The organism is Pseudolabrys sp. Root1462, assembly GCF_001426945.1.
GTDB lineage: Bacteria > Pseudomonadota > Alphaproteobacteria > Rhizobiales > Xanthobacteraceae > Pseudolabrys.
On the sequence record NZ_LMFS01000001.1, the window covers coordinates 2,628,745 to 2,654,534 of the forward strand.

The window sequence follows — 25,790 nt, forward strand, 5'->3', positions numbered from 1 at the left end:
TGACCGGCAAACTGTGAATGGGCTCTCAGCCCATCGCGAATTCGTCCTTGCGGTGTGCCCAGCCTGTGATGCGCGCCTCGATCAGCGAGAACACCGCGTAAAGCGCCACGCCCATGATGGCGAGAATGATCAGACCGGCGAACACCAGCGGCACGTCGAAGTTCGACGAGGCGATCATCATGACGTTGCCGATGCCGCGGTTCGACGCCACCGTTTCCGAAATCACGGTGCCAACAAAGGCGAGCGTCACCGCGACCTTCAGTGAGGCGAAGAAATACGGCATGGTACGCGGCAGGCCGACATTCCACAGAATGTCGAGCTTCGATGCCCGTAGCGCCTTCATCACGTCCTCGAGCTCAGGCTCGGTGGTGGCCAAGCCCGTCGCGACATTCACCACGATCGGAAACAGACTCATGATCATCGCGGTGAGGATCGCTGGCACGGCGCCGGAGCCGAACCACAGCACGAAGATCGGCACCACCGCCACCTTCGGAATAGAGGCAAAGCCGATCAGCAACGGATAGGCGACGTCATAGGCGAGCCGTGATGAGCCGACGATGACGCCGAGCGCAACGCCAGCCAGGATGCCGAGCGCAAAGCCGACCAGCGTGGTGTAGAGCGTCTGCACAGTATGCGGCCACAGCGCCGGCATCCGCGTCACCAGCGTGACGATGATCTGGCTCGGCTTCGGCAGCACGATGTCGCTAATGTGGAAGGCCCAGCAGAAGGCTTCCCACAACACGAAGAAGCCGACGATGAACACCGCCGACCACAACCGGCGTCGCAATCCCTGCTCCATCACACCGTCTCCTTCACCGGCCGCGCCGAAATAATCAGTTCGCGCAGGCGCTGCGTCATCGATACGAACTCCGGCGTGTAGGACATGTCGATAGTGCGCGGCCGGGCGAACGGCACCGGCGCATCGTCGATGATCTGCCCGGGCCGCGAGCGCATCACGCAGATGCGCGTGGCGAGATAGCCGGCTTCCTTGAGATCGTGCGTGACCAGGACCACCGTGGGCTTCAGCTTCATCCACAGGGCCTGCATCACCGCCCACAGTTCCTCGCGCGTGAACTGATCGAGTGCGCCGAACGGCTCATCCAGCATCAGAAGCTGCGGCTCGTGGATCAGCGCCCTGCACAGCGAGGCGCGCTGCAGCATTCCGCCGGACAATTGCCATGGATGCTTGTCGCCGAAGCCGCCCAGGCCAACCTCCTTGAGCAGCGCCTCGGCGCGGTCGCGAAACTCGGTCTTCTTCTTGCTCTGGTATTGCTGGCGGAACGGCGGCACGATCTTCAGCGGCATCATGACGTTGTCGCGCACCGTGAGCCACGGCAGCATGGTCGGGTTCTGGAATGCCATTCCGACACGCACCGGCGCCGCACCGACCTCACGGCCGGCGACGTAGACATAGCCAGTGCTGGCGGTGATGAGGCCGGTGACCAGCTTGAGAATGGTGGACTTGCCGCAGCCCGACGGCCCGACCAGCGCGACGAAATCGCCTTCGTCGACGCGCAGACTGGTCTCGCCCAGCGCCACGATCTGCCGGTCGCCGCGCCCGTAGGTCAGCGTAGCTTTTTCCAACTCAACAAAGGTATGGCCGGTCCGCGGATGCGCTTCGACGTTCATGCCGTTCCCCTGCCCTATGGCCGTGTGATCGCGTGCATGCTGTGCTCGGCGTTCATCACGGCCGGTTCCGGCATATCCTGGATAGCGTGGACCGAACGGCCCCAACCCTTCGTCCCGCCGACGAGTTTGCGGTCCTTCATGACGAAGCGTCCGCGCACCAATGTGTGGATTGGCAACCCCTTCACGCGGTATCCATCCCACGGCGACACCTTGGACCGCGATTGCGTCTCGGCGTCGCGGATGGTGTGCTCGCGGCCCAGATCGACGATAGCGATGTCGGCATCCGAGCCCGGCAGCAGCGCACCCTTGCGAGGATAAAGCCCCCAGATGCGCGCGGGATTGTAAGCGCTCATACGCACGTAATCGGTAATGCTCATGCGTCCGGCATTTACCTGTGTGAGCATCAGCGGCATCTGCGTTTCGACGCCCGGGAAACCGCAATCGACGGTCCAGATGTCGTTGCGCGTCTTTTCCTCATAAGCATGCGGCGCGTGGTCGGTGGCGATGACGTCGATGGTGCCATCGATGAGCGCATCGAAGATCGGCTGCTGGTTCTGCTTCTCGCGTACCGGCGGGTTGACAGCGATGATGCCGGGCACCCTGTTGTAGTCGTCGGTCGACAGCAGCAGGTAATGCGGACAGGTCTCGCCGGTGATATCGACGCCTCGCGCCTTGGCTTCGCGCAACGGCCGCAATTCCTCGGCGGTCGAGATGTGCAGCACATGGATGCGTGCGCCAGTCCACTCGGCAAGGATCGCGGCGCGGCTTACCGCCTCGATCGCCACGACACTGGGCCGCGCCGCTAGATGCGCCCATTGGTCCTTCCTGCCGGCGGCCATCAAACGCTTCTGCCGACGTTCCATGATGTCGTTGTTCTCGGCATGCAGCGACACGCGCTTGCCAGTCGCGGCGGCGACCTCGAAACACTCCAGCGTCGCCCCGGTGTCGGGCGACGGGATCTTGCCGAAGGTATTGCCCATATAGAGCTTGAAGCCGATGACACCGCCCGCGATCAGTTCCGGCACGGTCGCAATCGTGTTGTCGCCGAGGAGGCCATAGAGGCCGAAGTCGATGTGCGCCTTCGAAGCGGCGATGGCGTGCTTGGCGGCGAGGATTTCGCCATTGGCGGTCGGCGGGATGGTGTTCGGCATATCGAACACGCAGGTGACACCGCCGAACGCCGCCGCCGCCGTACCGCTCTCCCAGTCCTCCTTGTGCGGATAGCCGGGATCGCGGAAATGCACATGGTCGTCGATGGCGCCGGGCAGGATGTGCATGCCGGCGGCATCGAACAGCTCCGCCGCGAGCGGCATGGCTTCGAGATCGCCGACCGCCAGCACTTTTCCGTCCTTGATCGCGATCGAACCCTCGAACACGCTGTCTGGCGTAACGATGCGGCCGTTGGCAACGACGAGATCAGCTTTGGTTGCGCTCATAGGGTCCTCACAATGCCGCCCAGCCGCCGTCGACCGGCAGATCCGCACCTGTGATCTGGCGCGACACATCGCTGGCGAGGAACAGGCACGCATTGGCGACGTCGGCATCCACGGTCACGCGGCGTAGCGCGTATTCTGCGGCGTGGCGCTCCATCGCCTCTTCAACGGTGATGTTCAGCTTCTTCGCCATGTCGGCGCAGACCTTGTCGCGAAAGCGCGGGCCGTCGACCATGCCCGGCGCGACGTAATTGACGTTGACGTTGTATTGCCCAACCTCGAGCGCGAAGCTCTTGGTGATGCCGCGCAGGCCCCATTTCGACGCCGAATACGACATGCGGCCGGCACGGCCGCGCATGCCGAAGGTGCCGCCGACATTGACGATCTTGCCGTAGCGTTGCGAGATCATGGTCGGGAGCACGCTGCGCATGGTGTGGAAGCAGCCGTTCATGTTGAGGGTGACGATCTCGTCGAACTCGCCGGGCGTGGTCTCGACGCCGGTCTTGCCAACCGGGCCGGAGCCTCCGGCGACATTGACGAGAATGTCGATGCGGTCGCCATAGGCTGCCTTGGTCCTTTCGGCCGCCGTCTCGCACTGCTTGGCGTCGGTGAGATCGCAAGGAACGATGATCGCCTCGCCACCTGTCTGGCGCACCTCGGCGGCGACCGGCTCGATCGCGGCCACGTCACGCCCGATCAGCGAGAGCCTGGCGCCTTCCGCGGCAAAGGCTTTGGTCACGGCGGCGCCCATGCCCTTGGCGGGCCCGGTGATCATGGCGACGCGGCCGGCTAACTTCAGGTCCATCGTAACACCCGGAATTGCAGCGACTGGCGAAGAGAGAAAGACCGGCCGTCCCCCGCCCCACCGGAGAACGGCCGGGGCCATGCGTCTAGAACAGCTTTTTCGGCAGTTCCGACGCCGGCGGCATAAATTTGTCGGTGTAGATCTCGTCCACCGTCGGCGTACGCGGCAGGCCGTTGGCCTCGACGAGAATGTCGATCGACTTCTTCAGGCGCTCCTTGTCGACATTGCCGAGGCCGATCTTGGCGATTTCCGGCGAGTTCATCTCGTCGTGCAAGGTCGCCATGAAGCGGTCCTTCTCGACGTCCGGCTTGATCAGCGGCTCGCGCTTGACCACCGCGGCGATCGCGGCGTCCGGATCCTTCAGCGAATCCTCAAGCCCGTGGTTGATGGCTTCGATCAGGCCCTTGACGACTTCCGGCTTCTCGGCGGCGAGCTTCTTCGAGACGATGATGGCGTTGGAATAGAGGTCCATGCCGTAATCGCCGTAATTGATGTAGCGGATGTCCTTGTCGGCCACGCCCATCAGCTTCGCGGAGAAGCGGATGGTGTTGACGTAGCCGAACACGCCATCCACCTGCTTGTTCATCAGCATCTGTTCGCGCAGGTTCGGCTGCATGTTGGTGGTGGTCACCTTGGTGCAGTCGATCTTGGTGATCTTGCACAGCGCCGGGAACAGCTTCAGCGCACCATCGCCAGCCGCGCCGCCGATGGTCTTGCCTTCGAAATCCTTCGGCGTCTTGATCGGGCTGTCGGCGCGCACCGCCACGGTGAACGGCGGCTGGTTGTACATGACGTACACCGCGATCGGCGCTTCGGCCGGCTTGGTCGCGGCGAACTGGATCAGGGCATTGATGTCGCCGAAGCCGACGTCATAGGTGCCGTTGGCGACCAGCGGGATCGGCGCGCCGGAGCCGTTGCCCTGGTCCATCTGGATGTCGATACCGGCCTTCTTGAAGTAGCCGCGGTCCTCAGCGAGGAAGAACCAGCCCTGCGGGCCCTGGTATTTCCAGTTCAGCACCATCTTCAGCTTGGTGTCGGCGGCGGTAGCCGGCGATAGCAGCGGTGTGGCCAGCCCGATCACCGCGGTGGCGGCGATCAGGAACGAGCGGGTCGAAAACGTCATCTTCGGACTCCTGTCAGGACGTTGTGCGTGTCTGACGCGGGGTCGGTTCCGGCCAACCGTCCGCGGCGATGGGCGATTCCATGCAAGTGCGGTGCCGAAACCTAGCCCGGGACAGCGTTGCCAACTGCCGCTGATTTTTTGCTAGAGTGGTGCCGAAAAGGCATCACTCACGGCGGCCCCGCCGCCGCCCATCCCCGCTCCGATCCTCTGCACGGGCACTAAGCCGCATGAAACATTTGAGGATTCTCGACTACGTCGATGAGGTCGCCCGCTCCCGCTCGATCCGCAAAGCCGCCGAGCAGCTCAACGTCACTGCCTCTGCGGTGAACCGCCGCATCGCCGATCTCGAGGAGGAGCTTGGCGCCACCTTGTTCGAGCGCCAGCCGCGGGGCGTCCGCCTGACCGCTGCCGGCGAGGTCTTCGTCAACTACCTGCGCAAGCAGGGCGGCGAAGTCGAACGCATGAAGTCGCAGATCGAGGACCTGAAGGGCCTGCGCCGGGGCACGGTGCGGCTCGCTTGCAGTCAGGCGCTGGCGCTCGACTTCCTGCCGCGGGCGATTGCCGACTTCCGCAAAACCCATCCGAAAGTCGAATTCGACATCAAGGTGGTCGATCACGAATACGCCATGACGGCGTTGTCGGCGTTCGAGGTCGACCTCGTGCTGGTGTTCCGGCCGCCTTATCTCGCTAACTTTCAGCCGCTGATGATCGTCGAGCAGAGCCTGGTGGCGGTGATGGCGAAGAGCCATCCTTTGGCGAAGAAACCTAAAGTGCGGCTGCGCGATTGCGCCAATTACCCGGTCGCACTGCCGGAGCGTTCAATCGGCGGCCGCCAACTGCTGGAAGATGTCGTCGCCCGCAGCGGACTGGCTTTCAATATCGCCGTCGAATCCAACTCATTCGAAATGCTCCGCGGCATGGTCATTCACGCCGGTCTGATCTCGTTCCAGATCGGCATCGGCACCATGCCGGAAGGCAACAAGCTCGGTCTCGTGACGCGCGAAATCGACGGCCGGGACATTCCTTCCGGCAAACTTGTCTTCGGACAGTTACGCGAACGTAATCTTCCGGTCGCCACCGCCATATTCGCGGAACATATAAACAAGCGCCTCGCCGCCCTGGTTAAGGTTGTTTGATCGCATCACCGATGCGCGCCGGGCAGCCTTGCAAGATGGCAGTTGCAGACCGGAAAAAAAGCGCTATATTTTTCTTTTAAGGGACGACCTCGGCGACCGGATTGTGCAGTACCAGATTGCTCCATCCGGCGGAAAGCGAGGCGGCCTTTAAAACCGAGTAACAATGTCGTGCGATGGCCCGTCTTCAAGGCGGGCCTTGTCCATTTGGATTCGAACTCGTACCGGATCTGAATTCGTTGGACGCAGCAGGAGCCAACTTCGGTTTTACTCATGACCCGTTCGAACCGACCCGACCACATTCGCCTCACGTCTCATCCGACGCCGGGCGGCAAGCCGCGCTTCCCGATTCATTGGGGCGCGCCGACGGCGCGCGAGCGCGGCCCGATCATCGGCACCGTGTCACGTCCCGCAGACCGAAACGTCATCGGCACGCATGGCGGCTCATATTCGGTGTATCGCGCGTTGGCCGTGTCTGCCGGCGCGCTCGACCCGATCCGCCGCCCCGACTTGACCAACACCTATCCGGCGGAAGACATCGGCCCGTTCGGACAATGGGGCGAACCGAAGCGCATCGTTTCGCTCGATCCGTGGGGTCATCGCGTCGCCTCCGATTTCAAGGACGAGATCGCGGAAGGCACCGATATTCGCCCAAGCATCGCCATCACCAAAGCGCGTCTCGATCTCATCGAGTTGCAGGACGCGATCCGCGCCGGCCGTCTCAAGATCGACGGAGACCTGGTGCATAAGAACGGCAGCGTCAGCGTCACGAAGATCGCGGTCGACCCGGTGTGGCATCTGCCTGGCGTCGCCGAGCGCTTCGGCACGTCGGAAAGCGCGCTGCGACGCGTTCTATTCGAGCAGACAGCAGGCATGTTTCCCGAACTCGTCACCCGCCCGGATTTGCAGGTGTTCCTGCCGCCCATCGGCGGCATCACGGTCTATCTGTTTGGCGACGTCTCCAAGCTCAACAAGCCGGCGACCAGGATCACCTGCCGTGTGCACGACGAATGCAACGGCTCGGACGTGTTCGGCTCGGACATCTGTACCTGCCGGCCTTACCTCATCCACGGTATTGAGGAATGCGTGCGCGGCGGCCAGGAAGGCGGCCTCGGCGTCATCGTCTATAACCGCAAAGAAGGCCGCGCCCTCGGCGAGGTCACCAAGTTCCTGGTCTACAATGCGCGCAAGCGTCAAGAAGGCGGCGACGCCGCGGCTGCCTATTTCGAGCGCACCGAATGCGTTGCCGGGGTGCAGGACGCCCGCTTCCAGCAATTGATGCCGGACGTGATCCATTGGCTTGGTCTCAAGCGGCTCGACCGGTTCATCTCGATGAGCGACATGAAGCATGATGCGCTGGTGTCGCAAGGCGTAGATATCGTTGAGCGCGTAGCGATCCCGGACGACATGATACCGGCCGACGCCCACGTCGAGATCGCGGCGAAGAAGGCCGCCGGGTATTTCACGCCCGACGCAGTGAAACCCGACGACCTGACCGGCACCGTCGGCCGCGATCTCAACAAGTATTGAGCGCGCCCTCCCTCCCGAAGTGTGATGCCAGCCCGATGAAGTCGGATACCGCTGCCGCTTTCTCTCTGCTGACCGCCGACGCGGTGCGCTCCCGCGCTCACCGCTTGCTCGCCCTCGGGCTGGAAGGACGGCTGCCGCATTTCCAGATCGAGATCAAAAAGCTCGGTGCGGTCGCAGACCGAGTGATCGCCGTGACGCGAGCGGCCTATCCGGCCCTCGATGTGCCCTTCCATTCGCGCTGGCGGCATTTCGTGCACAAGGGCGTGGACCGCTTCGCGGCGCTGGCGGCAAAGGCGACGTGGAAAGACCCGGCGGCACGGGCGCGCGCCGAATTCGACCTTGCCATCGTCAGTGTCTTTCTCGATGCCGGGGCCGGCGCGCAGTGGCGCTACACCGATCCGAAGACCGGCGAACGTATCGGCCGTTCCGAAGGCTTGGCCCTCGCCAGCCTCGACATGTTCGCGGCCGGCGCCTTCTCGGCCGATGAGCGAGATCCGCTGCGCGTCGACGCGACGAAATTCGCACAACTGAGCCCCGACGACCTGGCCCGCGGTTTTCAGGTCACTGCCGACAACCCCCTGGTCGGCCTCGATGGCCGCGCCGCATTGCTGCGGCGGCTTGGCGACCTTCTCGCCTGGAAGCCCGATGTGTTCGCGAAACAGGACGCCGCGCGGCCGGGCGGTCTATTCGACTATCTCGTCGACGCGCACGGCAAGGCGATCGCCGCGCCGGATATCCTCGCCGCCCTGCTCCGCGAGCTCGGCCCGATCTGGCCGTCGCGGCTGTCGCTCGGTGGCGTCGCGCTGGGGGATTGCTGGAAACATCGGTCGCTTGTCACCGACGATGCCACCTCCGGCCTGGTACCGCTGCACAAGCTGTCGCAGTGGTTGTCTTATTCGTTGATCGAGCCGTTGCAGCGCGCCGGCTTCACCGTGAGCGACATCGACGGCCTCACCGGCCTCGCCGAATATCGCAACGGCGGCCTGTTCGTCGACGCATCCGTACTGAACCTGCACGATCCGCTGCAAATCCTTCAGGCCCACGACGTGGCGTCCGAGCTGGTGGTGGAATGGCGCAGCCTCACCGTGGCGTTGCTCGACCGGCTCGCCGACGTCATCCGCGGTCGGTTCGGCATGAACGCCGAGACTCTTCCGCTCGCCCGTATTCTCGAAGGCGGCACCTGGGCCGCCGGCCGCGCCATCGCGATGGAAAAGCGCGAAGGTGGCACGCCACCGATCACCGTCGTCAGCGACGGCACAGTTTTCTAGGGGGGCTTAATATGGAAGGCGTCACCATCGTCGATCATCCGCTGGTGCAGCACAAGCTTACACTGCTGCGCGACAAAGAGCGTTCGACCAAGTCGTTTCGCGAGCTCCTGGGTGAGATCGGCATGCTGTTGTGCTACGAGGTGACGCGCGATTTGCCGCTCGAAATGACGGAAATCGAGACACCGATCGCACGAATGAAGTCGCCAGTACTGGCCGGCAAGAAGTTGGTTTTCGCGCCGATCCTGCGCGCCGGCTTGACCTTCGTCGAGGGCATGCTCGACCTCGTGCCGGCGGCACGCGTCGCCCATATCGGCATGTACCGCGATCCGGAGACGCATTCGGCGGTGGAGTACTTTTTCAAGGCGCCGAGCGATCTCGAGGAGCGCCTCGTCATCGTCGTCGCGCCGATCCTCGCCACAGCCAACACCGTGGTGGCGGCCATCGACCGATTGAAGGAACGCGGCGCCAGGGAAATCCGCCTGGTATGCATGGTCAGCGCACCGGAAGGCATGGAGCGCGTGCGAGGCATCCATCCCGACGTACGGGTGTGGACGGCGGCGATCGACGACGGCCTCAACGACGAAGCCTTCATCGTGCCGGGCTTGGGCGACGCTGGCGACCGCGCCTACGGCACCCGCTGAAATTCGCACCGCGTTTCGAACGGTCCCATTCTTGCGGCGACCTGCCGCAACACGAATAACTCTTCATAGCCCGGCCTTCGCTTGATGCATGGCCCCGCGGTCGAGCCTTCTCTATTTCAAGAACCCGACCATCCGCGGCAGCCACAACGTCAATTCCGGGATAAATGTGACGGCCACGAGTGAGGCCAGCAACGGGATAAGCCACGGTATGATCGCCATGGTCGTTTGCTCGATCGACAATTTGGCAATCCGCGACAGTACGAACAGCACCATGCCGAGCGGCGGATGTAGCAGGCCGATCATGAGGTTCAATGTCATCATCACGCCGAAATGAACCGGATCGATCCCGACTTTCAAAATCACCGGCATCAGGACCGGCACGAGTATGCTGATTGAGGCAATGGGCTCGAGGAAACAGCCCACGATCAGCAGCAGGATGTTCGACAGCAAGAGAATGATGTGGCGGTTGTCGGTCAACGCCAGCAACGATGCCGTCATTTGCTCGGTGAGTTGGGTTGTCGTCAGAACCCAGCCGAAAAGCGAGGCCGCGCCGACGATGAGCAACACGCCCGCCGTAGTCTCGACGGTGTCCATCGTCACTTTGTAGAACATCTTCCATGACAGCGACTTGTAGACCAACAGGCCGAGCAGGATGGCCCAGCTGCAAGCCGCGATCGCCGCTTCCGTCGGCGTAAACCAGCCGAAGGTCATGCCGCCGACGATCAAGGCCGGTGTCATCAGCGCGGGCGCCGCGGCAATGAAAGTGATGCCGAGCGTGCGCCAGCGGAACGCCTGGTCGCGGCCCATGCCGTATCTGCGCGCGCAGTAATAGACGTAGCCCATCATGAACGCGGTCATCACCAGCCCAGGGATAATGCCTCCGAGAAACAGCGCGCCGATAGAGACATTGCCCATCATGCCGTAGATGACGAAAGGCAACGACGGCGGGATGATCGGGCCAAGGGTCGAGGACGCTGCGGTCACGCCGACCGAAAACTCGGTCGAATAGCCATGGTCTTTCATGGCCTTGATCTCGATGGTACCAAGGCCGGCAGCGTCGGCGATCGCCGTGCCGGACATGCCGGCGAAGATCACCGAGCCAATGATGTTGACATGCGCCAGTCCGCCACGCGTCCAGCCGGCCAGCGCCACTGCGAAGTCATAGATGCGGTTGGTAATGCCGGCCGAGTTCATCAGATTGCCGGCGAGAATGAAGAACGGCACCGCGAGCAGCGGGAAGCTGTCAATGCCGCCTGCCATGCGATGTAGGATCACGAAATCCGGCAGGCCGGCGATAAAGTGCGTGTAGACATAGGAAGAAGCGGCGAGCGCAATGAAGACCGGCACGCCGGCAATGAGCACCGCGATGAACAACAGAGCGACGATAACCATGTGAGGCTTCCCTGCGCTCAGTCGGCGGCGATGATGTCGGTGAGGTCGTGCGGCTTCTTCCAGCCGATGCGTGCGTTGCGCCACACATTGATCACCTGGCGAAACAGCATCAGGAAGCAGCCGAGAGAGACGCCGGCATAAACCCAGCTCATCGACAGGTCGAACACCGTCATGCGCTGGATGCCCATGCGCTCGGTGATAGTCACCGAGATGTAGGCGAGGAATGCAAGGAAGGCCAACTTGATGACGTCGACGGCGGCAAGCAGAACCTGCCGCGGCAACCCGGGCTTCATCACGTTCGACAAGAGCTCGACCGCGATATGGGTGTTGCGCCGCGTTACCATGGCGCCGCCGATGAACACGACCCACATCAGGCCGTAGCGAGCAATTTCCTCAGTCCAGGACAGGCTGTCATTGAGGATGTAACGGGTGAAGAACTGGAGAAAGACGATGAAGGCGAGGCTCCAGAAAATGACGAAGGCCAGCCAATCTTCCGGATAGCGTTCGATAACAACCTCGGCGTCCTCGGCGACGATGAGGTGAACGTCGTCGGCCGGTATCTTGTTGTTGGCTTCAGGCATGGTTCGATCCAGCGGCTCAGCCCTCCCCGGCCGCTGTGGCGGGGAAGCAGGCGCGTGCGAAATGAGAACGCCGCCATCGCCGTCCGTAGCCCGGCGATGGCGGCCGCTGGTGCGATTACTTGAGCGCCTGAAGCGCGTCGTACTCGGCCTTGGTCCAACCGGCGCCCGCCGAGGTATCGTTATGCAGCGGGATCGCGGCCGCGCGGAACGCGGCACGATCCGGCTCGATCACGGTCTTGCCCATCTTGCGAAACTCATCCGCCAGCTTCAGTTCCGACGTGTGAATCTGATCGGTCACGTTGGCGGCCGCCTGCTTGAGCACGTCCTCGAACGCCTTCTTGTCGGCGTCCGACATCTTCGCCCAGACATGGCCGCCAACGATGGTGACCAGCGACTCGGTGATATGGCCGGTCAGGATGATGTGCGACTGCACTTCATAGAATTTCTTCGCCATGATGGTGGGCAACGGGTTTTCCTGGCCGTCGACGGTGCCCTGCTGCAGGGCGAGATAGACTTCGGCGAAAGCGATCGGCGTGGCGTTGGCGCCAACCGATTTGGTGAACATCAAGAACAGCGGCGCAGGCGGCACGCGCAGCTTCATGCCTTTCATGTCTTCGGGCTTGTTGATCGCCTTGTTGGCGGTCACGTGGCGCTGGCCGTAATAATTAAGCGCCATGATCTTGTGCTTGGTCTTGTCCTCGTAGCCCTTGGCGATGTCGCGGAAGAGCTGGCTGTCGCGGTACGCGATGAAATGATTGAAGTCGCGCAGCACGTAAGGCGCGTTGGTGATCGACAGCGGCTTGTGGATCGAGCCGGCGAAGGCGACGCCCGTGTAGATGATATCGACGGTGCCGAGGCTGAGGCCTTCGTTGATCTGGTTTTCGTTGCCGAGTTGCGAGGCCGGGAACACGCCGATCTCGTAGCGGCCATTGGTCCGCTTCTTGATCTCTTCAGCCGCCCACAGCGCCTGGGTGTGATACGGCTCTGAGGTTTCGTAGACGTGAGCCCATTTCAGCTTGGTCTGGGCGGCGGCGGGGCCGGCCCATCCAGCGAGCGCAAGGGCAATCGCCGCGCCCATGACAAGGCGCGCTTGGAGTTTAGACATGTCGCTCCCTCCCCTAGGGGTGTTGGATGCGGGTCTTGTGAAGCCCGCTTTCTTATGAGGCGCGCCGCCCGAACCGGCTCCGGTTCGGTTGAGTTCGAGCCGCCCGCTGACTAACATGTTACTATGCCGGACCGCAGGCGCAAGCACCCATATGGCTTTCTACCCGTCCTCGATCGCCACGAGCGGGGCGGCACGGTGCAGCGCATCCAGGACGCCATCCGCGAAGCCATCGTCAGGCTGGACTTTCAGCCCGGCGAGGCGATCGACAAAGCGGCGCTCTGCGCGCGGTTCAAAGCATCCCGCTTCCCGGTCTCCGAGGCCTTGGGCAAGCTTGCCGAGGAAGGCTTTATCAACGTATTGCCGCAACGTGGCACGCTGGTGTCGCGAATTGACCTCGCCGACTGCCGGCAAGCCATGTTCATACGCCGCGCCTTGGAATGTGAAGCCATGCGGTTCATCGCGCCCCGCATTTCCGACGACCTGCTCGAGGCGTTGCGCAAGAACCTCGCCGCGCAACAGCGCGCGATGGCGACCGACGACCGCGATAGCTTCCACGCCCTCGACCTCGCCTTTCATGCTCTGTTGCTCGACGTGCTCGGCTACGAACGGGTTGTGTCATCGGTCGATGCCGCGCGCGCCAACCTCGACCGGATGCGGCTGTTCATGTGTACGCCGACCCGGCAGAGCGCGACCTACGCCGAACATGAGCAAATCCTCGCCGCTCTGAGCGCGCGGCGACCGGAAGACGCCGCGCGCGCCATGCAACTTCACCTCAATGCCGTGATGACTGAGCTTGAGGACGTTGCGGAGGCGCACCCCAATTCGGTCACGACCGGCAGCGGCGCAAATTAGTTCTATTTGTTTCTACTCACTCTATTTGTTCTGAACGCTGCCCAATTAGTGCAGCAATGCTGACCTATCTGCGTGACACATCGGGTGCGCAAACAATAGCAAACGCATACAAACAGCTTGCTGCATGCTTGCTGCGTTGCGAAGCGGCGCACATTAATTTTCGGACATTCGGGGCGCGGCCAATCTTATTCGCTTTGCCTTGCAAAAATACCGCGTTATCTTTTTCACAAGGCAGAAAACAAAAACGAGCCTTATTGGGAGGGAAATGACATGAGTTCTTTGTCACGTCGTTCGGTATTGAAGACCGCCGCGTTGGGTTCTGCCGCGGCAGTTGCTTCGCCATATGTTAGCGGTGCTTATGCGGCCGGTACCCTGACGCTCGGGTGCTGGGATCACTGGGTTCCCGGCGCCAACAAAGCGCTCGACAAACTTGCGCAGGACTGGGGCGAGAAGAACAAAGTCGAAGTCAAGATCGACTACATCACGTCGCAGGGCGAGAAGGACAAGCTGACCGCGGCCGCCGAGGCGCAGGCTGGCACCGGCCACGACATCATGTCCCATCGTGACTGGAACATCCGTATTCACCAGGACAAGCTTGAACCCCTCGATGATCTCGTCAACGGCCTGATCAAGCAGTACGGCCCGATCAGCCCCGTTGCCGAATATCTCGCCAAGATCAAGGGTACCTGGCGCGGCGTTCCGACTACGGTCGGCAGCCAGGTGAAGCCGTGCTGCTCGCGCTTCGACCTGTACAAGGAACATGCCGGCATTGACGTGCGCGACATGTTCCCGGCCGATGAAAAGAAGTGGGACAAGGCCAAGGTCGATTCTTGGACCTGGGATAAATACGTCGAGTCGGCGCAAAAGCTGCACAAGGCCGGTTTCCCGGTCGGTCTGCCGCTCGGTCAGACCTCCGACGCCGTCGACTGGGTCGGCGGTCTGTTCAACGCCTATGGCGTCGTGATGGTGGATGCCAAGGACAACATCAAGATCAACTCCGACGAGACGCGCCAGGCGATGGAAATCGCCCGCAAGATCACGGAGTCGATGTCACCGGACGTGTTCGCCTGGGACGATGCCGGCAATAACCGCTGGCTGATCTCCGGCAAGGGCGCCGGCATCATGAACCCGCCGAGCGCCTGGGCCGTCGCGAAGCGCGATAATCCAAAGGTCGCCGAGCAATGCTGGACCCATCCGGTGCCGCGCGGCCCCAAGGGTCGGTTCGTCGGTCAGTTGCCACAGTTCTACGGCGTGTGGCAATTCTCCAAGAACAAGCAGGCTGCCAAGGACTTCCTCACCTACATCTCGCAGAAGGAAGCGGTCGCCAGCCTAGTCGAAGCTTCGGTCGGCTACGACTTGCCTTCGTTCAAGTCGATGTACGACCTCAAGACCTGGAACGAGGTCGAGCCGCCGAAGGGCACCGTTTACGGTTATCCGCCGCGCGGCGACGAGCAGACCTCGATCGTCGGTGCTCCGGCCCGCTCGGAAGTTGGCGCCCAGATTTACAACCAGGCGATCAACACCGTCATGATCTCCAAGTTCACGCAGGGTAAGGAAAAGCTCGACGACGTGATCAAGTGGGCGGAAAACGAGCTGCAAGGCACCTTGCGCGCCTAGCGTTCGGCTTTCGACGCAAACAAGCAGCGGGCATGCCGGCCGGCGTGCCCGCTGACAAGAAAAGCCAAAAACAGGACCGCATCCTATGGCCGATACCGTTCAGACGTGGGGGTCTACGGTTCCGGATAAAGCGGCGGCGAAACCAAACAAGATGCAAAAGTTCTTGCGGCAACGCTCGACGATTGCATTTCTTATGTGTTTGCCGCTGATTTTGATCATCATCTGTCTGGTGATCTATCCGGCGTTCTATTCGATTTACCTGTCGATGCTGAACAAGTCGCAGACGCGCTTCATCGGCCTTGGCAATTTTGCCTTCCTGATATCGCGTGACACATTCTGGCAGGTCGTCGCCCAATCGACGATTTTCGCGCTTAGCGCGGTGTTCTTCAAAGCGCTGATCGGCCTGATCACCGCGCACCTCGTCAACAACCTGCCCGTCAAGGGTCAGCGCAAGTGGCGCGGCATGTTGCTGGTGCCGTGGGTCATCCCGCTGGCGCTGTCGACGCTTGGCTGGTGGTGGATGTTCGATCCCACCAACTCGGCGTTCAACTACACACTGCGCAGCCTCGGCTTCGAGGGCATCCCGTGGCTGAGCGATCCGTACTGGGCCCGCTTCTCGGTGATCCTGGTCAACGTGTGGTACGGCGCGCCATTCTTCCTGATCATGTATCTGGCCGCGCTCAAATCGGTGCCCGAACAGCTTTACGAAGCCGCCTCGATCGACGGCGCCAGCGCCTGGCAGAAGTTCATTCACATCACCCTGCCGATGATGCGCAACATCATTGCCATCACCGTGCTGTTTTCGCTGATCGTGACCTTCGCGAATTTCGACATCGTCCAGATCATGACGGCCGGCGGGCCGCGCAACATGACGCATATGTTTGCGACCTATTCCTTCCTGCTCGGCATTCGCTCGGGCGACCTGCCGCTCGGGGCTGCGACCTCGCTGTTCATGTTCCCGATCCTCGGCATCGCAGCGGTCTTCATTCTGCGGGGCGTCCGCAAGCGCGGGAGAGAAATCGGATGAGCACCATCACCGCTTCAGTGCCCGCCACGAAGCCAATGAGGACCGGCGCCAGCCTGCGCCGCAGCCGCCGCTGGGCTTTGTTCGCGTCCTATTTCTTCCTGATCCTGTTCGCCATCTTCTTCCTCGCGCCGCCCTATTACATGGTGGTGACGGCGCTGAAGACCGATGGTGAGATGGCGAAACTCGCAACCAATCCATGGTTCATCTATGACGGCGTGACGCTCGATCAGTTCAGGATCCTGCTCTACAACACGGACTTCCTGATCTTCTTCAAGAACACGATCATCGTCACGGTCTGCGTCGTCGCGATCACGATGGTCGTAAGCGTGCTTGCCGCCTTCGCTCTCGGACGCATGCGGTTCTGGGGATCGTCGATCCTCGCAACCGGCATCTTCCTCACCTACCTGGTGCCGGACACGCTGCTGTTCATTCCGATGTTCCAGATCGTCAAATCGATCGGCCTGCTCAACTCCTATTGGGGCATGGTGCTGGTCTATCCGACCCTGACGGTGCCCTTCTGCACCTGGATCATGATCGGCTACTTCCAGTCGATCCCGAAAGAACTCGACGAAGCAGCGCTCATCGACGGCGCCGGCCATATGCAGATGCTGTTCAAGATATTCATTCCGGTTGCGCTCCCGGGGATCATCGCCGCCATGATCTTCGCCTTTACCGTATCCTGGGCCGCTTTCGTCTATCCGATGGCGTTCCTCTATTCGTCGGACCAGCAGGTTCTGACTGTCGGCACGGTGACGAGCCTGATTCGCGGCGACGTCTACAAGTGGGGTATGCTGATGGCGGGCGCGTTGCTCGCAGCCGCGCCGCCGCTCGTGATCTACGCCTTCCTGATGGACTACTACATCGCCGGTCTGACGGCTGGCGCTACCAAAGGCTGACGATAGGCGCGGCGGACAGAACCACAACGAGAATAAGAACCGAAGGGAACTCTCTTATGGCTGATGTTGAACTGCGCAACGTGGTGAAGAAGTACGACGACGTCGTCGCTGTCGCGAGCATCAACCTCGACATCCCCAACCATGAGTTCGTGGTCCTGGTCGGCCCGTCGGGCTGCGGCAAAAGCACGACGTTGCGCATGATCGCCGGCCTCGAGGAAATCACCGGCGGCGAGATCACCATCGACGGCTCGGTCGTCAATGACCTGCCGCCGAAAGACCGCGACATCGCCATGGTGTTCCAGAACTACGCGCTCTATCCACACATGACGGTGGCCGAGAACATGTCGTTCGGCCTCAAGCTGCGTAAGTTTCCAAAGGCGGAGATCAAGGCCCGCGTCGACAACGCCGCGCGGATTCTCGATATTACCGAGCTTCTGGCGCGCCGGCCGAAGCAGCTGTCGGGCGGCCAACGCCAACGCGTCGCCATGGGCCGCGCCATCGTGCGCAATCCCAAGGTGTTCCTGTTCGACGAGCCACTGTCGAATCTGGACGCCAAATTGCGCGTGCAGATGCGCACCGAAATCAAGCGCGTCCACCAGAAGGTGAAGACCACCACTGTTTATGTGACGCATGATCAGGTGGAGGCCATGACGCTCGCCGACCGCGTCGTCGTCATGAACGCCGGCAGGATCGAGCAGATCGGCACGCCGAACGATCTCTATCACCACCCTGCGACCCGCTTCGTCGCCGGCTTTATCGGCTCACCGGCGATGAACTTCGTGCCGGCGACGCTGGAGAGCGTGGGTGACGGCCTGCGCGTGCGCTTATCCGACACCATCTCTTTCAACGTTCCGGAGAGCCGGGTGGCGCGTTACAAGCCACACGCCGGCAAGCAGGTCACCTTCGGTCTGCGTCCCGAACACATCACGGAAACACGCGGCCATCACAATGGCACGGGCCAGGAATTCACAGCCGTGCTCGATGTCGTCGAGCCGATGGGCATGGAGACCATGGTCTATTTCCGGATCAACGGGACCGAATTGTGCGGCCGGGTCGAGCCGACTGCCTCCGGCAACGCGGGCGAACAGATGCCGCTGCGCGCCAATCTCGACCAGATGCACCTGATCGACCCGGCGACCGGACTGGTGCTCTAGGACACGCTCGGCTTAACGACGATCACACGGCCCCGCTCGCGCGGGGCCGTCGCTTTTTAGCGGTCAGATTGGCGCGGAGCTTCTGCGACTTAGTCGCAGGAGCATTCATCGCGGTCGAAATACCGCCGCGATTGGGGTACATCTGCGCGCCACCGAGGTCGAGGCGTAACCACCTATGCAAAGCGAAAAAGAAGCCGTTGCTCTCAGTTCGATCTTTGCATCGGCCGGGTTAACCGTGGCCAAGGCCGCCGTCGGCTTTTCGACCGGCTCGCTGGCCATCTTGTCCGAGGCCGGCCATTCATTGATCGACTGCGGCGCTGCGATCATGACCTACCTTGCCGTGCGGATTTCCGGCAAGCCGGCCGATGAAGAGCACCATTACGGCCATGGCAAGGTCGAGAGCGTTTCCGCCCTCGGTGAAACCGCCCTGCTCTTCCTGCTTTCCGGCGTCGTCGTCTGGGAAGCGGTGATGCGACTCGTCAATCACGAGCCGCACAATGTCGTGGTCACGATATGGGCCTTCGGCGTGATCGTCGTGTCGATCGTGGTCGACTTCTTTCGCGCGCGGGCGCTGCGGCGTACCGCCGAAGCCACGCAAAGTCAGGCGCTGGAAGCCGACGCGCTGCATTTCTCGTCGGATCTGTGGGCGTCGATGGCCGTGCTGCTCGGCCTGATAGCCGTTTCTCTGGGCTACGCCTGGGCCGACTCGGCCGCAGCCATGATCGTTGCCGTCCTGGTCTGCGTTGCCGGTTGGCGATTGGGCCGCCGTACGATCGAGACGCTCACCGATACCGCCCCGGCCGGCGCCGCCGAAACCATCACTTCGATTGTCGAGAAGGTCCCGGGTGTCGTCGCACTCGAGAGAGTCCGGGCGCGCGGCGTCGGCGACAAGACCTTTATCGACGTGACGGTGGCGGTCAGCCGCGCTCTGCCGCTCGACCGTGTCGCCGAGATCAAGGGAGCGGTTGTCGCCGCCCTCGCCGACGGCATTCCCGGCGCGGACCCGCACGTCACTACCGATCCGGTCGCCATCGACGACGAGACCGTGGTCGACCGCGTCATGGTGATCGCGCGCAACCGCGTGCTGGCGGTGCATCACGTCATGGTGCATTCCATCCAGGAGCGGCTCGCCATCTCACTCGATCTGGAGGTCGATGGCCGGCTGTCGCTCGGCGCGGCGCATGAGATTGCCGACGGCCTGGAAGCCGCCATCGCCGCCGAACTTGGCGCCGGCGTCGAAGTCGAGACCCATATCGAGCCGCTGCAGGCTGTCGATGCTCATGGCCGCGAGGCTCCGGTCGAGCGGGTCGGCGCCGTCACCGCGATGCTGCGCGAACTGGCGGCGCAGGACCGAGCCCTGCGCAACATCCACGACGTGCGCGTGCGGGAAACCGATGCCGGCGAGATTGTCAATTTCCACTGCCACGCCGATCCCGAGCTGACGGTGCAGGCCGTGCATGAAAAGGTCGATGCGCTGGAGCGGGCGCTGAAGGAGCGCTCGTCGCTGATCAAGCGTGTGATCGGCCACGCCGAGCCGATGCGCTGACCGCGATCAATCGTAGGCCAGGCGGCCGCGCCCGGTCCAACGCTGGACCAGGCCGCCCTCCGCGATCCGGTTGAACGCCTGCCGCGCCGGCAGCTCGATGAAGCGGTGGCTGGCGGCGGCGATAACGATGACCGCCAGGACGAAGTCCACCAGGATGAGATCCGCCGACCCCAGCCAGGGCCGGGCGCCGGATATGCCGAACGCCTTCGTCTCATACCCTTCGGTCCACAGGCCATAGCAGAGCATGACCAGCAGCGGCATATGGATCATATAGATGGAGAACGAGTAGCGCCCCAGTGCCTTGAATGGCCGCGCCTTCAGCAGCAGCGACAGAAGCCCATGCTCGCCTGCGAAGACGACGACCGCCGCGCCGAACACAAGCGGCGCGGCAAGGCTGAGCACCGAGACGGCGTCGGCGCCGTCGCTGGCATTGATGACGAAACCGATGACGAGCGCCGCCGCCCCCGCTTCCCACAGCGTCGCTCTCGCTAGGCTGCGCTCGCCGCTGATTTCATAGACGTGATAGGCGACGACGCCGCCGAAGAAGCTCGCGATGCAGCGAATGAAGCCGTAATCCCATGTCGCGTTCATGAGAGCGGGCGCCCACCAATAGCCAAGCATCAGGGCCGCCATTGATAGCACCAGGCCCGCCAGCATCAGGCGGCGGCTGGCGATGACGAGCAGCATCGCGAACAGGAGATACACATAGAACTCGGCGCCGATGCTCCAGGCGGGCCCATTCCAGACCGTGCCTTGCGGCGTCAGCCCCATGGCGTTGAGCAGCAGAAAGCTCGGCAACAAGGCGTCCAGCGAATAGGCGCCGCCGTTCGGCGTGATCGACAGCACCGCGGGGTGCGGCAGGCGGTCGATCCAGGCGACCGCGGCCACGAAGCCGCCAAGAACCACGGCATGCAACGGCCACACGCGTCCAAAACGCCGGATGGCAAAGCGCTTGATATCGCCAAGGCCGGCTATTTTTCCACGATAACTGTGGCAGAGAACGAAGCCGCTGAGCACGAAGAAAAAGTCGACGAACAGATAGCCGTTGCGAATGAAGAGCGATCGTTCGAGCGAACTCGGCACCATCGCGACGAAATGGAAGACCACCACGATGACAGCACAGATTCCGCGCCACGCATCGAGCGCTTCGAACCGCGACACTCGCATCCTGTCTCCCCACCGATGGCTGGCTTGACCCGAACCGCTACGGCGGCGGATCGTTCCGCAATCAAGTTGGGAATCTTTGTGACGACGAATCGGCCGCAGCGAGGCCGGTCACGGCCTGACGCCGCGGGGGCGGACGCCACAATAACGGCTTCTCAACGCATCGACCGCCAATGACACCCGCCAAGGTAGCGGCTAGAGTGGTGCGGCAACCAGCCATCAGAGGAAATGCCATGCTGCGCTCCGTGAGAATCGTCGCTTTCGCCGCCGTGATCGCCTGTGCCGCCTGCCCCGCCGCCTTCGGGCAAAGCTCGCCGTCACGGCTCGACACCATCGTCAGCAAGGGCACGCTGCGCGTCGGCATGACCGGCGACTACCGGCCCTTCACCTTCCTCAGCAAGGAAACCTCGAAGTTCGAGGGCTTCGACGTCGACATGGCCGAAGCGCTGGGCAAAGCCCTCGGCGTCAAGGTCGAGTTCGTGCATACGAGCTGGCCGACCCTGATGGCGGATTTCGAGGCCGACAAGTTCGACATCGCTACCGGCGGCGTCTCGATCACGCTCGACCGGCAGAAGAAGGGCTACTTCTCGACGCCGATCATGCGCGAAGGCAAGACGCCGATCGCGCGCTGCGGCGACGTGGCGAAATTCCAGACCATCGCCGATATCGACAAGGCCGGCGTCCACGTCATCGTCAATCCCGGCGGCACCAATGAGCGCTTCGCCCGCGCCAACCTCAAGAGCGCGCAGATCGAAGTCTACAAGGACAACGTCACGATCTTCGACCAGATCGCCGCGGGCAAGGCCGACCTGATGATGACGGATTCCTCGGAAACCCTGTTCCAGCAGAAGCTGCACGCCGGCGTGCTGTGCTCGGTACACCCGGACAAGCCGTTCGACTTCGCCGAGAAGGCGATCTGGATGCAGCGCGACCAGCCGCTCAAGGAATTCGTCGATCAGTGGCTGCACATCAGCCGCGAGACCGGCGACTTCAAGAAGATCTACGCCAAGTACTTCAACTGACCGGCGCTACGCGCCGCGCGCATCAGGGTATGAGGACGGCCGCCCCCTGCAGGCGGCCGTCGCGGAGATCGGCGAGCGCGTCGTTGGCCTGCGCCAGCGGATAGCGAGTCACCACGCAGCGCACGCCGGCCTTCGGCGCGATGTCGAGAAATTCGCGAGCGTCGTCGCGCGTCAGATTGGCGACCGACATCACCTGCCGCTCTTCCCACAGCAACGCATATGGGAAGCTTGGAATGTTCGACATGTGAATGCCGCCGCACACGACGCGGCCGCCTTTCTTCACCGCCTTCAGCGCCAGCGGCACCAGGCCGCCGACCGGCGCGAAGATGATGGCCGCATCGAGCGGCTGCGGCGGCGCCTCCTCCGACGCACCGGCCCACACCGCGCCGAGCGAGCGCGCGAAAGTCTGCGCCGCGTCGTCGAGCGCCCGCGTGAAAGCGTAAACCTGCTGGCCCTGCCAGGCCGCGACTTGCGCCAGGATATGCGCGGCGGCGCCAAAGCCGTAGAGACCGAGCGCCACGCCCTTCGCCTTCGTGCCGCCCATCGCCATGCGGTAGCTCCGCCAGCCGATCAGCCCGGCGCATAGCCACGGCGCGATCTCGGCGTCGTCGCCGCTATCGCCGAGCGGAAAGCAGTAGCGTGCATCGGCAATGGTGTGGCTGGCGAAGCCGCCGTCGCGGGTATAGCCGGTGAACAGCGGGGCATCGCACAGGTTCTCTTTGCCCGCCCGGCAATACGGGCAAACGCCGCAGGTCGCGCCCAGCCACGGCACGCCGACGCGCTCGCCGGGCGCAAAACCGGTGACGCCCGCGCCGATGGCCGCGACCCGGCCGACGATCTCGTGCCCCGGCACGATCGGCAATTTCGGACGCGTCAGATCGCCATCAACGACGTGCAGGTCGGTGCGGCAAACGCCACAGGCCGTGACAGCGATGAGAAGTTCGCCAGTTCCCGGATCAGGCATGGTGCTTTCGCGCATCCGGAGCGGAGTTCCTGGCCGGTCGAGGACCATAGCCCGCTGGTTCGTCATGGCGCGCCCTCGCCTGCTTCCCATCCGCGCCGGAACATCCTAGATCACTTGGATGCGCACCGACACCGCTCCACTCATCCGCCTCACCGACTACCGGCCGCCGGACTGGCTGGTGGAGACCGTCCACCTCGACGTCACCCTGCACCCGACGGAAACCCGCGTGCGGGCCAGTCTCGCGCTCATACCCAATCCCGCCGTGCCGCCGGCCCCGCTGGTGCTCGATGGCGACGGCCTGACGCTGGTGTCGCTGCGCCGCGACGGCGTCAGCCTGCCGGCCGACAGTTACATTGCGACACCCGACAAGCTCACGATCCCGCAACCGCCGAACCGCCCGTTCCGCCTCGACATTGAAACCGTGGTCGATCCGACCGCCAATACGCAATTGTCCGGATTGTATCGCTCGAGCGGCACCTGGTGCACGCAGTGCGAGGCCGAGGGCTTCCGCCGCATCACCTATTTCCCGGATCGCCCCGATGTGATGGCGGTCTATTCGACGCGCATCGAGGCCGACAAGAGCGAAGCGCCCGTGCTGCTCGCCAACGGCAACCTCATCGACAGCGGCGAATTGCCCGATAACCGGCATTTCGCGGTCTGGCACGACCCGCACAAGAAGCCTTCTTACCTGTTCGCCCTGGTTGGCGGCGACCTCGCCTCGATCGAGGACAAGTTCACCACGATGACCGGCCGCGACGTGACGCTGCGCATCTATGTCGAGCACGGCAAGGAAGATCGCGCCGACTATGCCATGGACGCGCTGAAGCGCTCGATGCGGTGGGATGAGGAAGCCTTCGGCCGCGAATACGATCTCGACATCTTCATGATCGTCGCCGTGTCCGACTTCAACATGGGCGCGATGGAGAACAAGGGCCTCAACGTCTTCAACGACAAATACGTGCTGGCCTCCGGCGAGACCGCGACCGATGGCGACTTCGCCGGCATCGAGAGCGTCATCGCCCACGAATACTTCCACAACTGGACCGGCAACCGCATCACCTGCCGCGACTGGTTCCAGCTCTGCCTCAAGGAAGGCCTGACCGTATTCCGCGATCAGGAATTCACCAGCGACATGCGCTCGCGGCCGGTCAAGCGCATTGCCGACGTGCGCACATTGCGCGCCGCGCAATTCGTCGAGGACTCCGGGCCGCTGGCGCATCCGGTGCGGCCGGCCGCTTACAAGGAGATCAACAACTTCTATACGGCGACGGTCTATGAAAAAGGCGCCGAGGTCGTGCGCATGATGCAGACCCTGATCGGCCGCGAGGCGTTCCGCGCCGGCATGGATATCTACTTCGCCCGCCATGACGGCGAAGCCGCCACCGTCGAACAGTTCATCCAGTGTTTCGCCGACGCCAGCGGCCGCGACATGACGCAGTTCATGCGCTGGTACGCGCAGGCCGGCACGCCCGAAGTCAACGTCAGGACGCAGTTCGACGCGGAAAGAGGCATTTACACCGTCACGCTCAAGCAATCGGTGCCGCCGACGCCGGGCCAAGCCACCAAAGCGCCGATGGTCATTCCGTTGCGCATGGGCCTCCTCGACAAGAACGGCCGCGAATTGCCGATCGTCCCGGTGGAAGGCGGCGCTATCCAGCGTGATGTGCTGGTGCTCGACAAAGCCGAACAGACCCTTACCTTCGGCGGCATGACGGAACGGCCGGTGCTGTCGATCAACCGCGCCTTCTCGGCGCCGATCAAGCTCGTTACCGATCTCACCAACGCCGATTTCGCGCTGCTGGCGCGTCACGACAGCGATCCGTTCAACCGCTGGCAGGCGCTGCAGACCACCGCCATCCGCTTGCTGACCGACAATGTCGCGCGGTTGCGCGCCGGCGGCATGCCGCGCGCCGACGACAACCTGATCGGCGCGCTCGGCGCCATTCTCAACGATGAAAGCCTTGAGCCCGCCTTTATTGCGCTGGCGCTGACGCCACCTGGCGAAGGCGACATTGCCCGCGAAATCGGCCGTGACATCGATCCGGATAAGATCCACCTCGCCCGGCAAGCCTTGCGCGAGGATATCGGCATCCGCCTCGGCGCCGACCTGTCGCTGACCTACGAGCGGCTGGCCTCGGCCGATCCCTACTCGCCGGATGCGGCATCCGCCGGCCGGCGCGCGCTGCGCAATGTGGCGCTCGACCTGTTGGCGGCAACCGGATCGTCGCCGGCGATCACGCGAGCCGCCGACCAATATGCCGACGCCGATAACATGACTGACCGCATGGCCGCTTTGGCGACGTTGGCGCAGCACGAGGTGCCGGAACGTGGCGAGGCGCTCGACGACTTCTACAAGCGCTACGCCGACAATGCCCTGGTCATCGACAAGTGGTTCTCGCTGCAAGCAGCGAGCCCGCACAAGTCGGCGCTCGACAAGGTGCGCGGGCTGACCGCGCATCCGGCCTTCTCGATGGGCAATCCGAACCGCGTCCGCGCGGTGATCGGCGCCTTCGCGCAAGGCAACCTGACGCAGTTCAACCGCGCCGACGGCGCCGGATATGCCTTCGTCGCCGACAGCATCCTCGCCATCGATCCGAAGAATCCGCAGCTCGCGGCGCGGCTCGCCACCTCGTTCCGCACCTGGCGCACGCTGGAATCCGGACGGCGCGCGCTGGCCGAAACGCAGTTGCGCCGCATCAAGGCGAGCCCGAACCTGTCGCGCGACCTCGCCGATATCGTTGAGCGCGCGCTCGGCTGATCGCGCGCCCCGGCAGGCCCTTGATCGGACTCACATTTCGGTGGGTAACGATTTTTAAATAATTGACTCCGGCGGACTCTCGACAAATCAGCCGCCATCGATTCCAATCGCCATACTGATTCGGTGCGATGTGCGGCGTCCGAACTCGGG

General features: G+C 63.0%; 22 protein-coding genes. 12 read left to right on the forward strand and 10 right to left on the reverse strand.

Annotated elements, in window-relative coordinates; all coding sequences use genetic code 11:
• Nucleotides 1-25: 25 nt before the first annotated feature.
• From ASD45_RS12700 to ASD45_RS12720, 5 genes are all read right to left on the reverse strand, one after another.
• A complete protein-coding gene (locus ASD45_RS12700; protein WP_056911813.1) occupies nucleotides 26-799 on the reverse strand; it encodes an ABC transporter permease in 774 nt (257 codons plus the stop codon).
• Nucleotides 799-1,629 carry an ABC transporter ATP-binding protein gene (locus ASD45_RS12705; protein WP_056911814.1) on the reverse strand — a complete coding sequence of 277 codons (831 nt, stop codon included), beginning with the start codon at nucleotides 1,627-1,629 and terminating at the stop codon, nucleotides 799-801. The genes ASD45_RS12700 and ASD45_RS12705 overlap by 1 nt, the downstream gene beginning before the upstream one ends.
• Nucleotides 1,630-1,643: 14 nt before the next feature.
• The gene (locus ASD45_RS12710; protein ID WP_056911815.1) at nucleotides 1,644-3,065 is read right to left on the reverse strand and encodes a dihydroorotase family protein; all 1,422 of its coding nucleotides are present in this window, start codon (nucleotides 3,063-3,065) and stop codon (nucleotides 1,644-1,646) included.
• Between the two features lie 7 nt (nucleotides 3,066-3,072).
• On the reverse strand, nucleotides 3,073-3,867 hold the full coding sequence (locus ASD45_RS12715) for an SDR family NAD(P)-dependent oxidoreductase (protein WP_056911816.1): 795 nt from the start codon (nucleotides 3,865-3,867) through the stop codon (nucleotides 3,073-3,075).
• Nucleotides 3,868-3,952: 85 nt separating this feature from the next.
• Nucleotides 3,953-4,990, reverse strand: a complete 1,038-nt coding sequence (locus tag ASD45_RS12720) for an ABC transporter substrate-binding protein (RefSeq protein WP_056911817.1) — start codon at nucleotides 4,988-4,990, stop codon at nucleotides 3,953-3,955.
• A 227-nt stretch (nucleotides 4,991-5,217) separates the two neighbouring features.
• Here ASD45_RS12720 and ASD45_RS12725 point away from each other — a divergent pair, with 227 nt between their 5' ends.
• The 4 genes from ASD45_RS12725 to upp all read left to right on the forward strand — a co-directional run bounded on the left by ASD45_RS12725 (nucleotide 5,218) and on the right by upp (nucleotide 9,562).
• Entirely contained in the window at nucleotides 5,218-6,126 is a 909-nt protein-coding gene (locus tag ASD45_RS12725) for a LysR family transcriptional regulator (RefSeq protein ID WP_056911818.1), read from the forward strand.
• Nucleotides 6,127-6,396: 270 nt separating this feature from the next.
• Nucleotides 6,397-7,653 (forward strand): GTP cyclohydrolase II, encoded by a 1,257-nt coding sequence (locus ASD45_RS12730; RefSeq protein ID WP_056911819.1) that lies wholly within the window; start codon nucleotides 6,397-6,399, stop codon nucleotides 7,651-7,653.
• 35 nt (nucleotides 7,654-7,688) lie between these two features.
• The gene (locus ASD45_RS12735) at nucleotides 7,689-8,921 is read left to right on the forward strand and encodes a URC4/urg3 family protein (RefSeq protein WP_056911820.1); all 1,233 of its coding nucleotides are present in this window, start codon (nucleotides 7,689-7,691) and stop codon (nucleotides 8,919-8,921) included.
• An 11-nt stretch (nucleotides 8,922-8,932) separates the two neighbouring features.
• Nucleotides 8,933-9,562 (forward strand): uracil phosphoribosyltransferase, encoded by a 630-nt coding sequence (gene upp / locus ASD45_RS12740; RefSeq protein WP_056911821.1) that lies wholly within the window; start codon nucleotides 8,933-8,935, stop codon nucleotides 9,560-9,562.
• 111 nt (nucleotides 9,563-9,673) lie between these two features.
• Here the strand turns inward: upp and ASD45_RS12745 are convergent, their stop codons facing one another.
• The 3 genes from ASD45_RS12745 to ASD45_RS12755 all read right to left on the reverse strand — a co-directional run bounded on the left by ASD45_RS12745 (nucleotide 9,674) and on the right by ASD45_RS12755 (nucleotide 12,640).
• The gene (locus ASD45_RS12745; protein WP_056911822.1) at nucleotides 9,674-10,954 is read right to left on the reverse strand and encodes a TRAP transporter large permease; all 1,281 of its coding nucleotides are present in this window, start codon (nucleotides 10,952-10,954) and stop codon (nucleotides 9,674-9,676) included.
• A 17-nt stretch (nucleotides 10,955-10,971) separates the two neighbouring features.
• Nucleotides 10,972-11,535, reverse strand: coding sequence for a TRAP transporter small permease (locus tag ASD45_RS12750; protein ID WP_056911823.1), 564 nt, complete (start codon nucleotides 11,533-11,535; stop codon nucleotides 10,972-10,974).
• A gap of 115 nt (nucleotides 11,536-11,650) precedes the next feature.
• Nucleotides 11,651-12,640, reverse strand: coding sequence for a sialic acid TRAP transporter substrate-binding protein SiaP (locus ASD45_RS12755; protein ID WP_200949672.1), 990 nt, complete (start codon nucleotides 12,638-12,640; stop codon nucleotides 11,651-11,653).
• A 123-nt stretch (nucleotides 12,641-12,763) separates the two neighbouring features.
• On the opposite strand from ASD45_RS12755, the gene ASD45_RS12760 reads away from it, so the two are divergent.
• From ASD45_RS12760 to ASD45_RS12785, 6 genes are all read left to right on the forward strand, one after another.
• Nucleotides 12,764-13,492, forward strand: coding sequence for a GntR family transcriptional regulator (locus ASD45_RS12760; protein WP_056911825.1), 729 nt, complete (start codon nucleotides 12,764-12,766; stop codon nucleotides 13,490-13,492).
• A 270-nt stretch (nucleotides 13,493-13,762) separates the two neighbouring features.
• Nucleotides 13,763-15,109 (forward strand): extracellular solute-binding protein, encoded by a 1,347-nt coding sequence (locus ASD45_RS12765; RefSeq protein ID WP_056911826.1) that lies wholly within the window; start codon nucleotides 13,763-13,765, stop codon nucleotides 15,107-15,109.
• 151 nt (nucleotides 15,110-15,260) lie between these two features.
• Complete coding sequence (locus ASD45_RS12770) at nucleotides 15,261-16,136, forward strand: sugar ABC transporter permease (RefSeq protein WP_244485346.1); 876 nt, start codon at nucleotides 15,261-15,263, stop codon at nucleotides 16,134-16,136.
• Nucleotides 16,133-17,032, forward strand: a complete 900-nt coding sequence (locus tag ASD45_RS12775; protein ID WP_056911828.1) for a carbohydrate ABC transporter permease — start codon at nucleotides 16,133-16,135, stop codon at nucleotides 17,030-17,032. Before ASD45_RS12770 ends, ASD45_RS12775 begins: the two co-directional genes overlap by 4 nt.
• A 56-nt stretch (nucleotides 17,033-17,088) precedes the next feature.
• The gene (gene ugpC, locus ASD45_RS12780; RefSeq protein ID WP_056911829.1) at nucleotides 17,089-18,186 is read left to right on the forward strand and encodes a sn-glycerol-3-phosphate ABC transporter ATP-binding protein UgpC; all 1,098 of its coding nucleotides are present in this window, start codon (nucleotides 17,089-17,091) and stop codon (nucleotides 18,184-18,186) included.
• A gap of 175 nt (nucleotides 18,187-18,361) precedes the next feature.
• On the forward strand, nucleotides 18,362-19,732 hold the full coding sequence (locus ASD45_RS12785) for a cation diffusion facilitator family transporter (protein WP_056911830.1): 1,371 nt from the start codon (nucleotides 18,362-18,364) through the stop codon (nucleotides 19,730-19,732).
• Nucleotides 19,733-19,738: 6 nt separating this feature from the next.
• Here the strand turns inward: ASD45_RS12785 and ASD45_RS12790 are convergent, their stop codons facing one another.
• Complete coding sequence (locus ASD45_RS12790; RefSeq protein WP_056911831.1) at nucleotides 19,739-20,899, reverse strand: acyltransferase; 1,161 nt, start codon at nucleotides 20,897-20,899, stop codon at nucleotides 19,739-19,741.
• 230 nt (nucleotides 20,900-21,129) lie between these two features.
• On the opposite strand from ASD45_RS12790, the gene ASD45_RS12795 reads away from it, so the two are divergent.
• On the forward strand, nucleotides 21,130-21,918 hold the full coding sequence (locus tag ASD45_RS12795; protein ID WP_056911832.1) for a transporter substrate-binding domain-containing protein: 789 nt from the start codon (nucleotides 21,130-21,132) through the stop codon (nucleotides 21,916-21,918).
• A 22-nt stretch (nucleotides 21,919-21,940) separates the two neighbouring features.
• On the opposite strand, the gene ASD45_RS12800 is transcribed toward ASD45_RS12795, so the two are convergent.
• On the reverse strand, nucleotides 21,941-22,948 hold the full coding sequence (locus ASD45_RS12800) for a zinc-dependent alcohol dehydrogenase family protein (protein WP_056911833.1): 1,008 nt from the start codon (nucleotides 22,946-22,948) through the stop codon (nucleotides 21,941-21,943).
• Between the two features lie 52 nt (nucleotides 22,949-23,000).
• Between ASD45_RS12800 and pepN the strand changes: the two genes are divergently transcribed.
• On the forward strand, nucleotides 23,001-25,640 hold the full coding sequence (gene pepN, locus ASD45_RS12805; protein ID WP_056911834.1) for an aminopeptidase N: 2,640 nt from the start codon (nucleotides 23,001-23,003) through the stop codon (nucleotides 25,638-25,640).
• Nucleotides 25,641-25,790: the final 150 nt, after the last annotated feature.

Excerpts from the sequence above, each read along its gene's own strand:
- ASD45_RS12700 (WP_056911813.1), bottom strand. The coding sequence starts at position 799 with ATGGAGCAGGGATTGCGACGCCGGTTGTGGTCGGCGGTGTTCATCGTC.
- ASD45_RS12705 (WP_056911814.1), bottom strand. The coding sequence starts at position 1,629 with ATGAACGTCGAAGCGCATCCGCGGACCGGCCATACCTTTGTTGAGTTG.
- ASD45_RS12710 (WP_056911815.1), bottom strand. The coding sequence starts at position 3,065 with ATGAGCGCAACCAAAGCTGATCTCGTCGTTGCCAACGGCCGCATCGTT.
- ASD45_RS12715 (WP_056911816.1), bottom strand. The coding sequence starts at position 3,867 with ATGGACCTGAAGTTAGCCGGCCGCGTCGCCATGATCACCGGGCCCGCC.
- ASD45_RS12720 (WP_056911817.1), bottom strand. The coding sequence starts at position 4,990 with ATGACGTTTTCGACCCGCTCGTTCCTGATCGCCGCCACCGCGGTGATC.
- ASD45_RS12725 (WP_056911818.1), top strand. The coding sequence starts at position 5,218 with ATGAAACATTTGAGGATTCTCGACTACGTCGATGAGGTCGCCCGCTCC.
- ASD45_RS12730 (WP_056911819.1), top strand. The coding sequence starts at position 6,397 with ATGACCCGTTCGAACCGACCCGACCACATTCGCCTCACGTCTCATCCG.
- ASD45_RS12735 (WP_056911820.1), top strand. The coding sequence starts at position 7,689 with ATGAAGTCGGATACCGCTGCCGCTTTCTCTCTGCTGACCGCCGACGCG.
- upp (WP_056911821.1), top strand. The coding sequence starts at position 8,933 with ATGGAAGGCGTCACCATCGTCGATCATCCGCTGGTGCAGCACAAGCTT.
- ASD45_RS12745 (WP_056911822.1), bottom strand. The coding sequence starts at position 10,954 with ATGGTTATCGTCGCTCTGTTGTTCATCGCGGTGCTCATTGCCGGCGTG.
- ASD45_RS12750 (WP_056911823.1), bottom strand. The coding sequence starts at position 11,535 with ATGCCTGAAGCCAACAACAAGATACCGGCCGACGACGTTCACCTCATC.
- ASD45_RS12755 (WP_200949672.1), bottom strand. The coding sequence starts at position 12,640 with ATGTCTAAACTCCAAGCGCGCCTTGTCATGGGCGCGGCGATTGCCCTT.
- ASD45_RS12760 (WP_056911825.1), top strand. The coding sequence starts at position 12,764 with ATGCCGGACCGCAGGCGCAAGCACCCATATGGCTTTCTACCCGTCCTC.
- ASD45_RS12765 (WP_056911826.1), top strand. The coding sequence starts at position 13,763 with ATGAGTTCTTTGTCACGTCGTTCGGTATTGAAGACCGCCGCGTTGGGT.
- ASD45_RS12770 (WP_244485346.1), top strand. The coding sequence starts at position 15,261 with ATGCAAAAGTTCTTGCGGCAACGCTCGACGATTGCATTTCTTATGTGT.
- ASD45_RS12775 (WP_056911828.1), top strand. The coding sequence starts at position 16,133 with ATGAGCACCATCACCGCTTCAGTGCCCGCCACGAAGCCAATGAGGACC.
- ugpC (WP_056911829.1), top strand. The coding sequence starts at position 17,089 with ATGGCTGATGTTGAACTGCGCAACGTGGTGAAGAAGTACGACGACGTC.
- ASD45_RS12785 (WP_056911830.1), top strand. The coding sequence starts at position 18,362 with ATGCAAAGCGAAAAAGAAGCCGTTGCTCTCAGTTCGATCTTTGCATCG.
- ASD45_RS12790 (WP_056911831.1), bottom strand. The coding sequence starts at position 20,899 with ATGCGAGTGTCGCGGTTCGAAGCGCTCGATGCGTGGCGCGGAATCTGT.
- ASD45_RS12795 (WP_056911832.1), top strand. The coding sequence starts at position 21,130 with ATGCTGCGCTCCGTGAGAATCGTCGCTTTCGCCGCCGTGATCGCCTGT.
- ASD45_RS12800 (WP_056911833.1), bottom strand. The coding sequence starts at position 22,948 with ATGACGAACCAGCGGGCTATGGTCCTCGACCGGCCAGGAACTCCGCTC.
- pepN (WP_056911834.1), top strand. The coding sequence starts at position 23,001 with ATGCGCACCGACACCGCTCCACTCATCCGCCTCACCGACTACCGGCCG.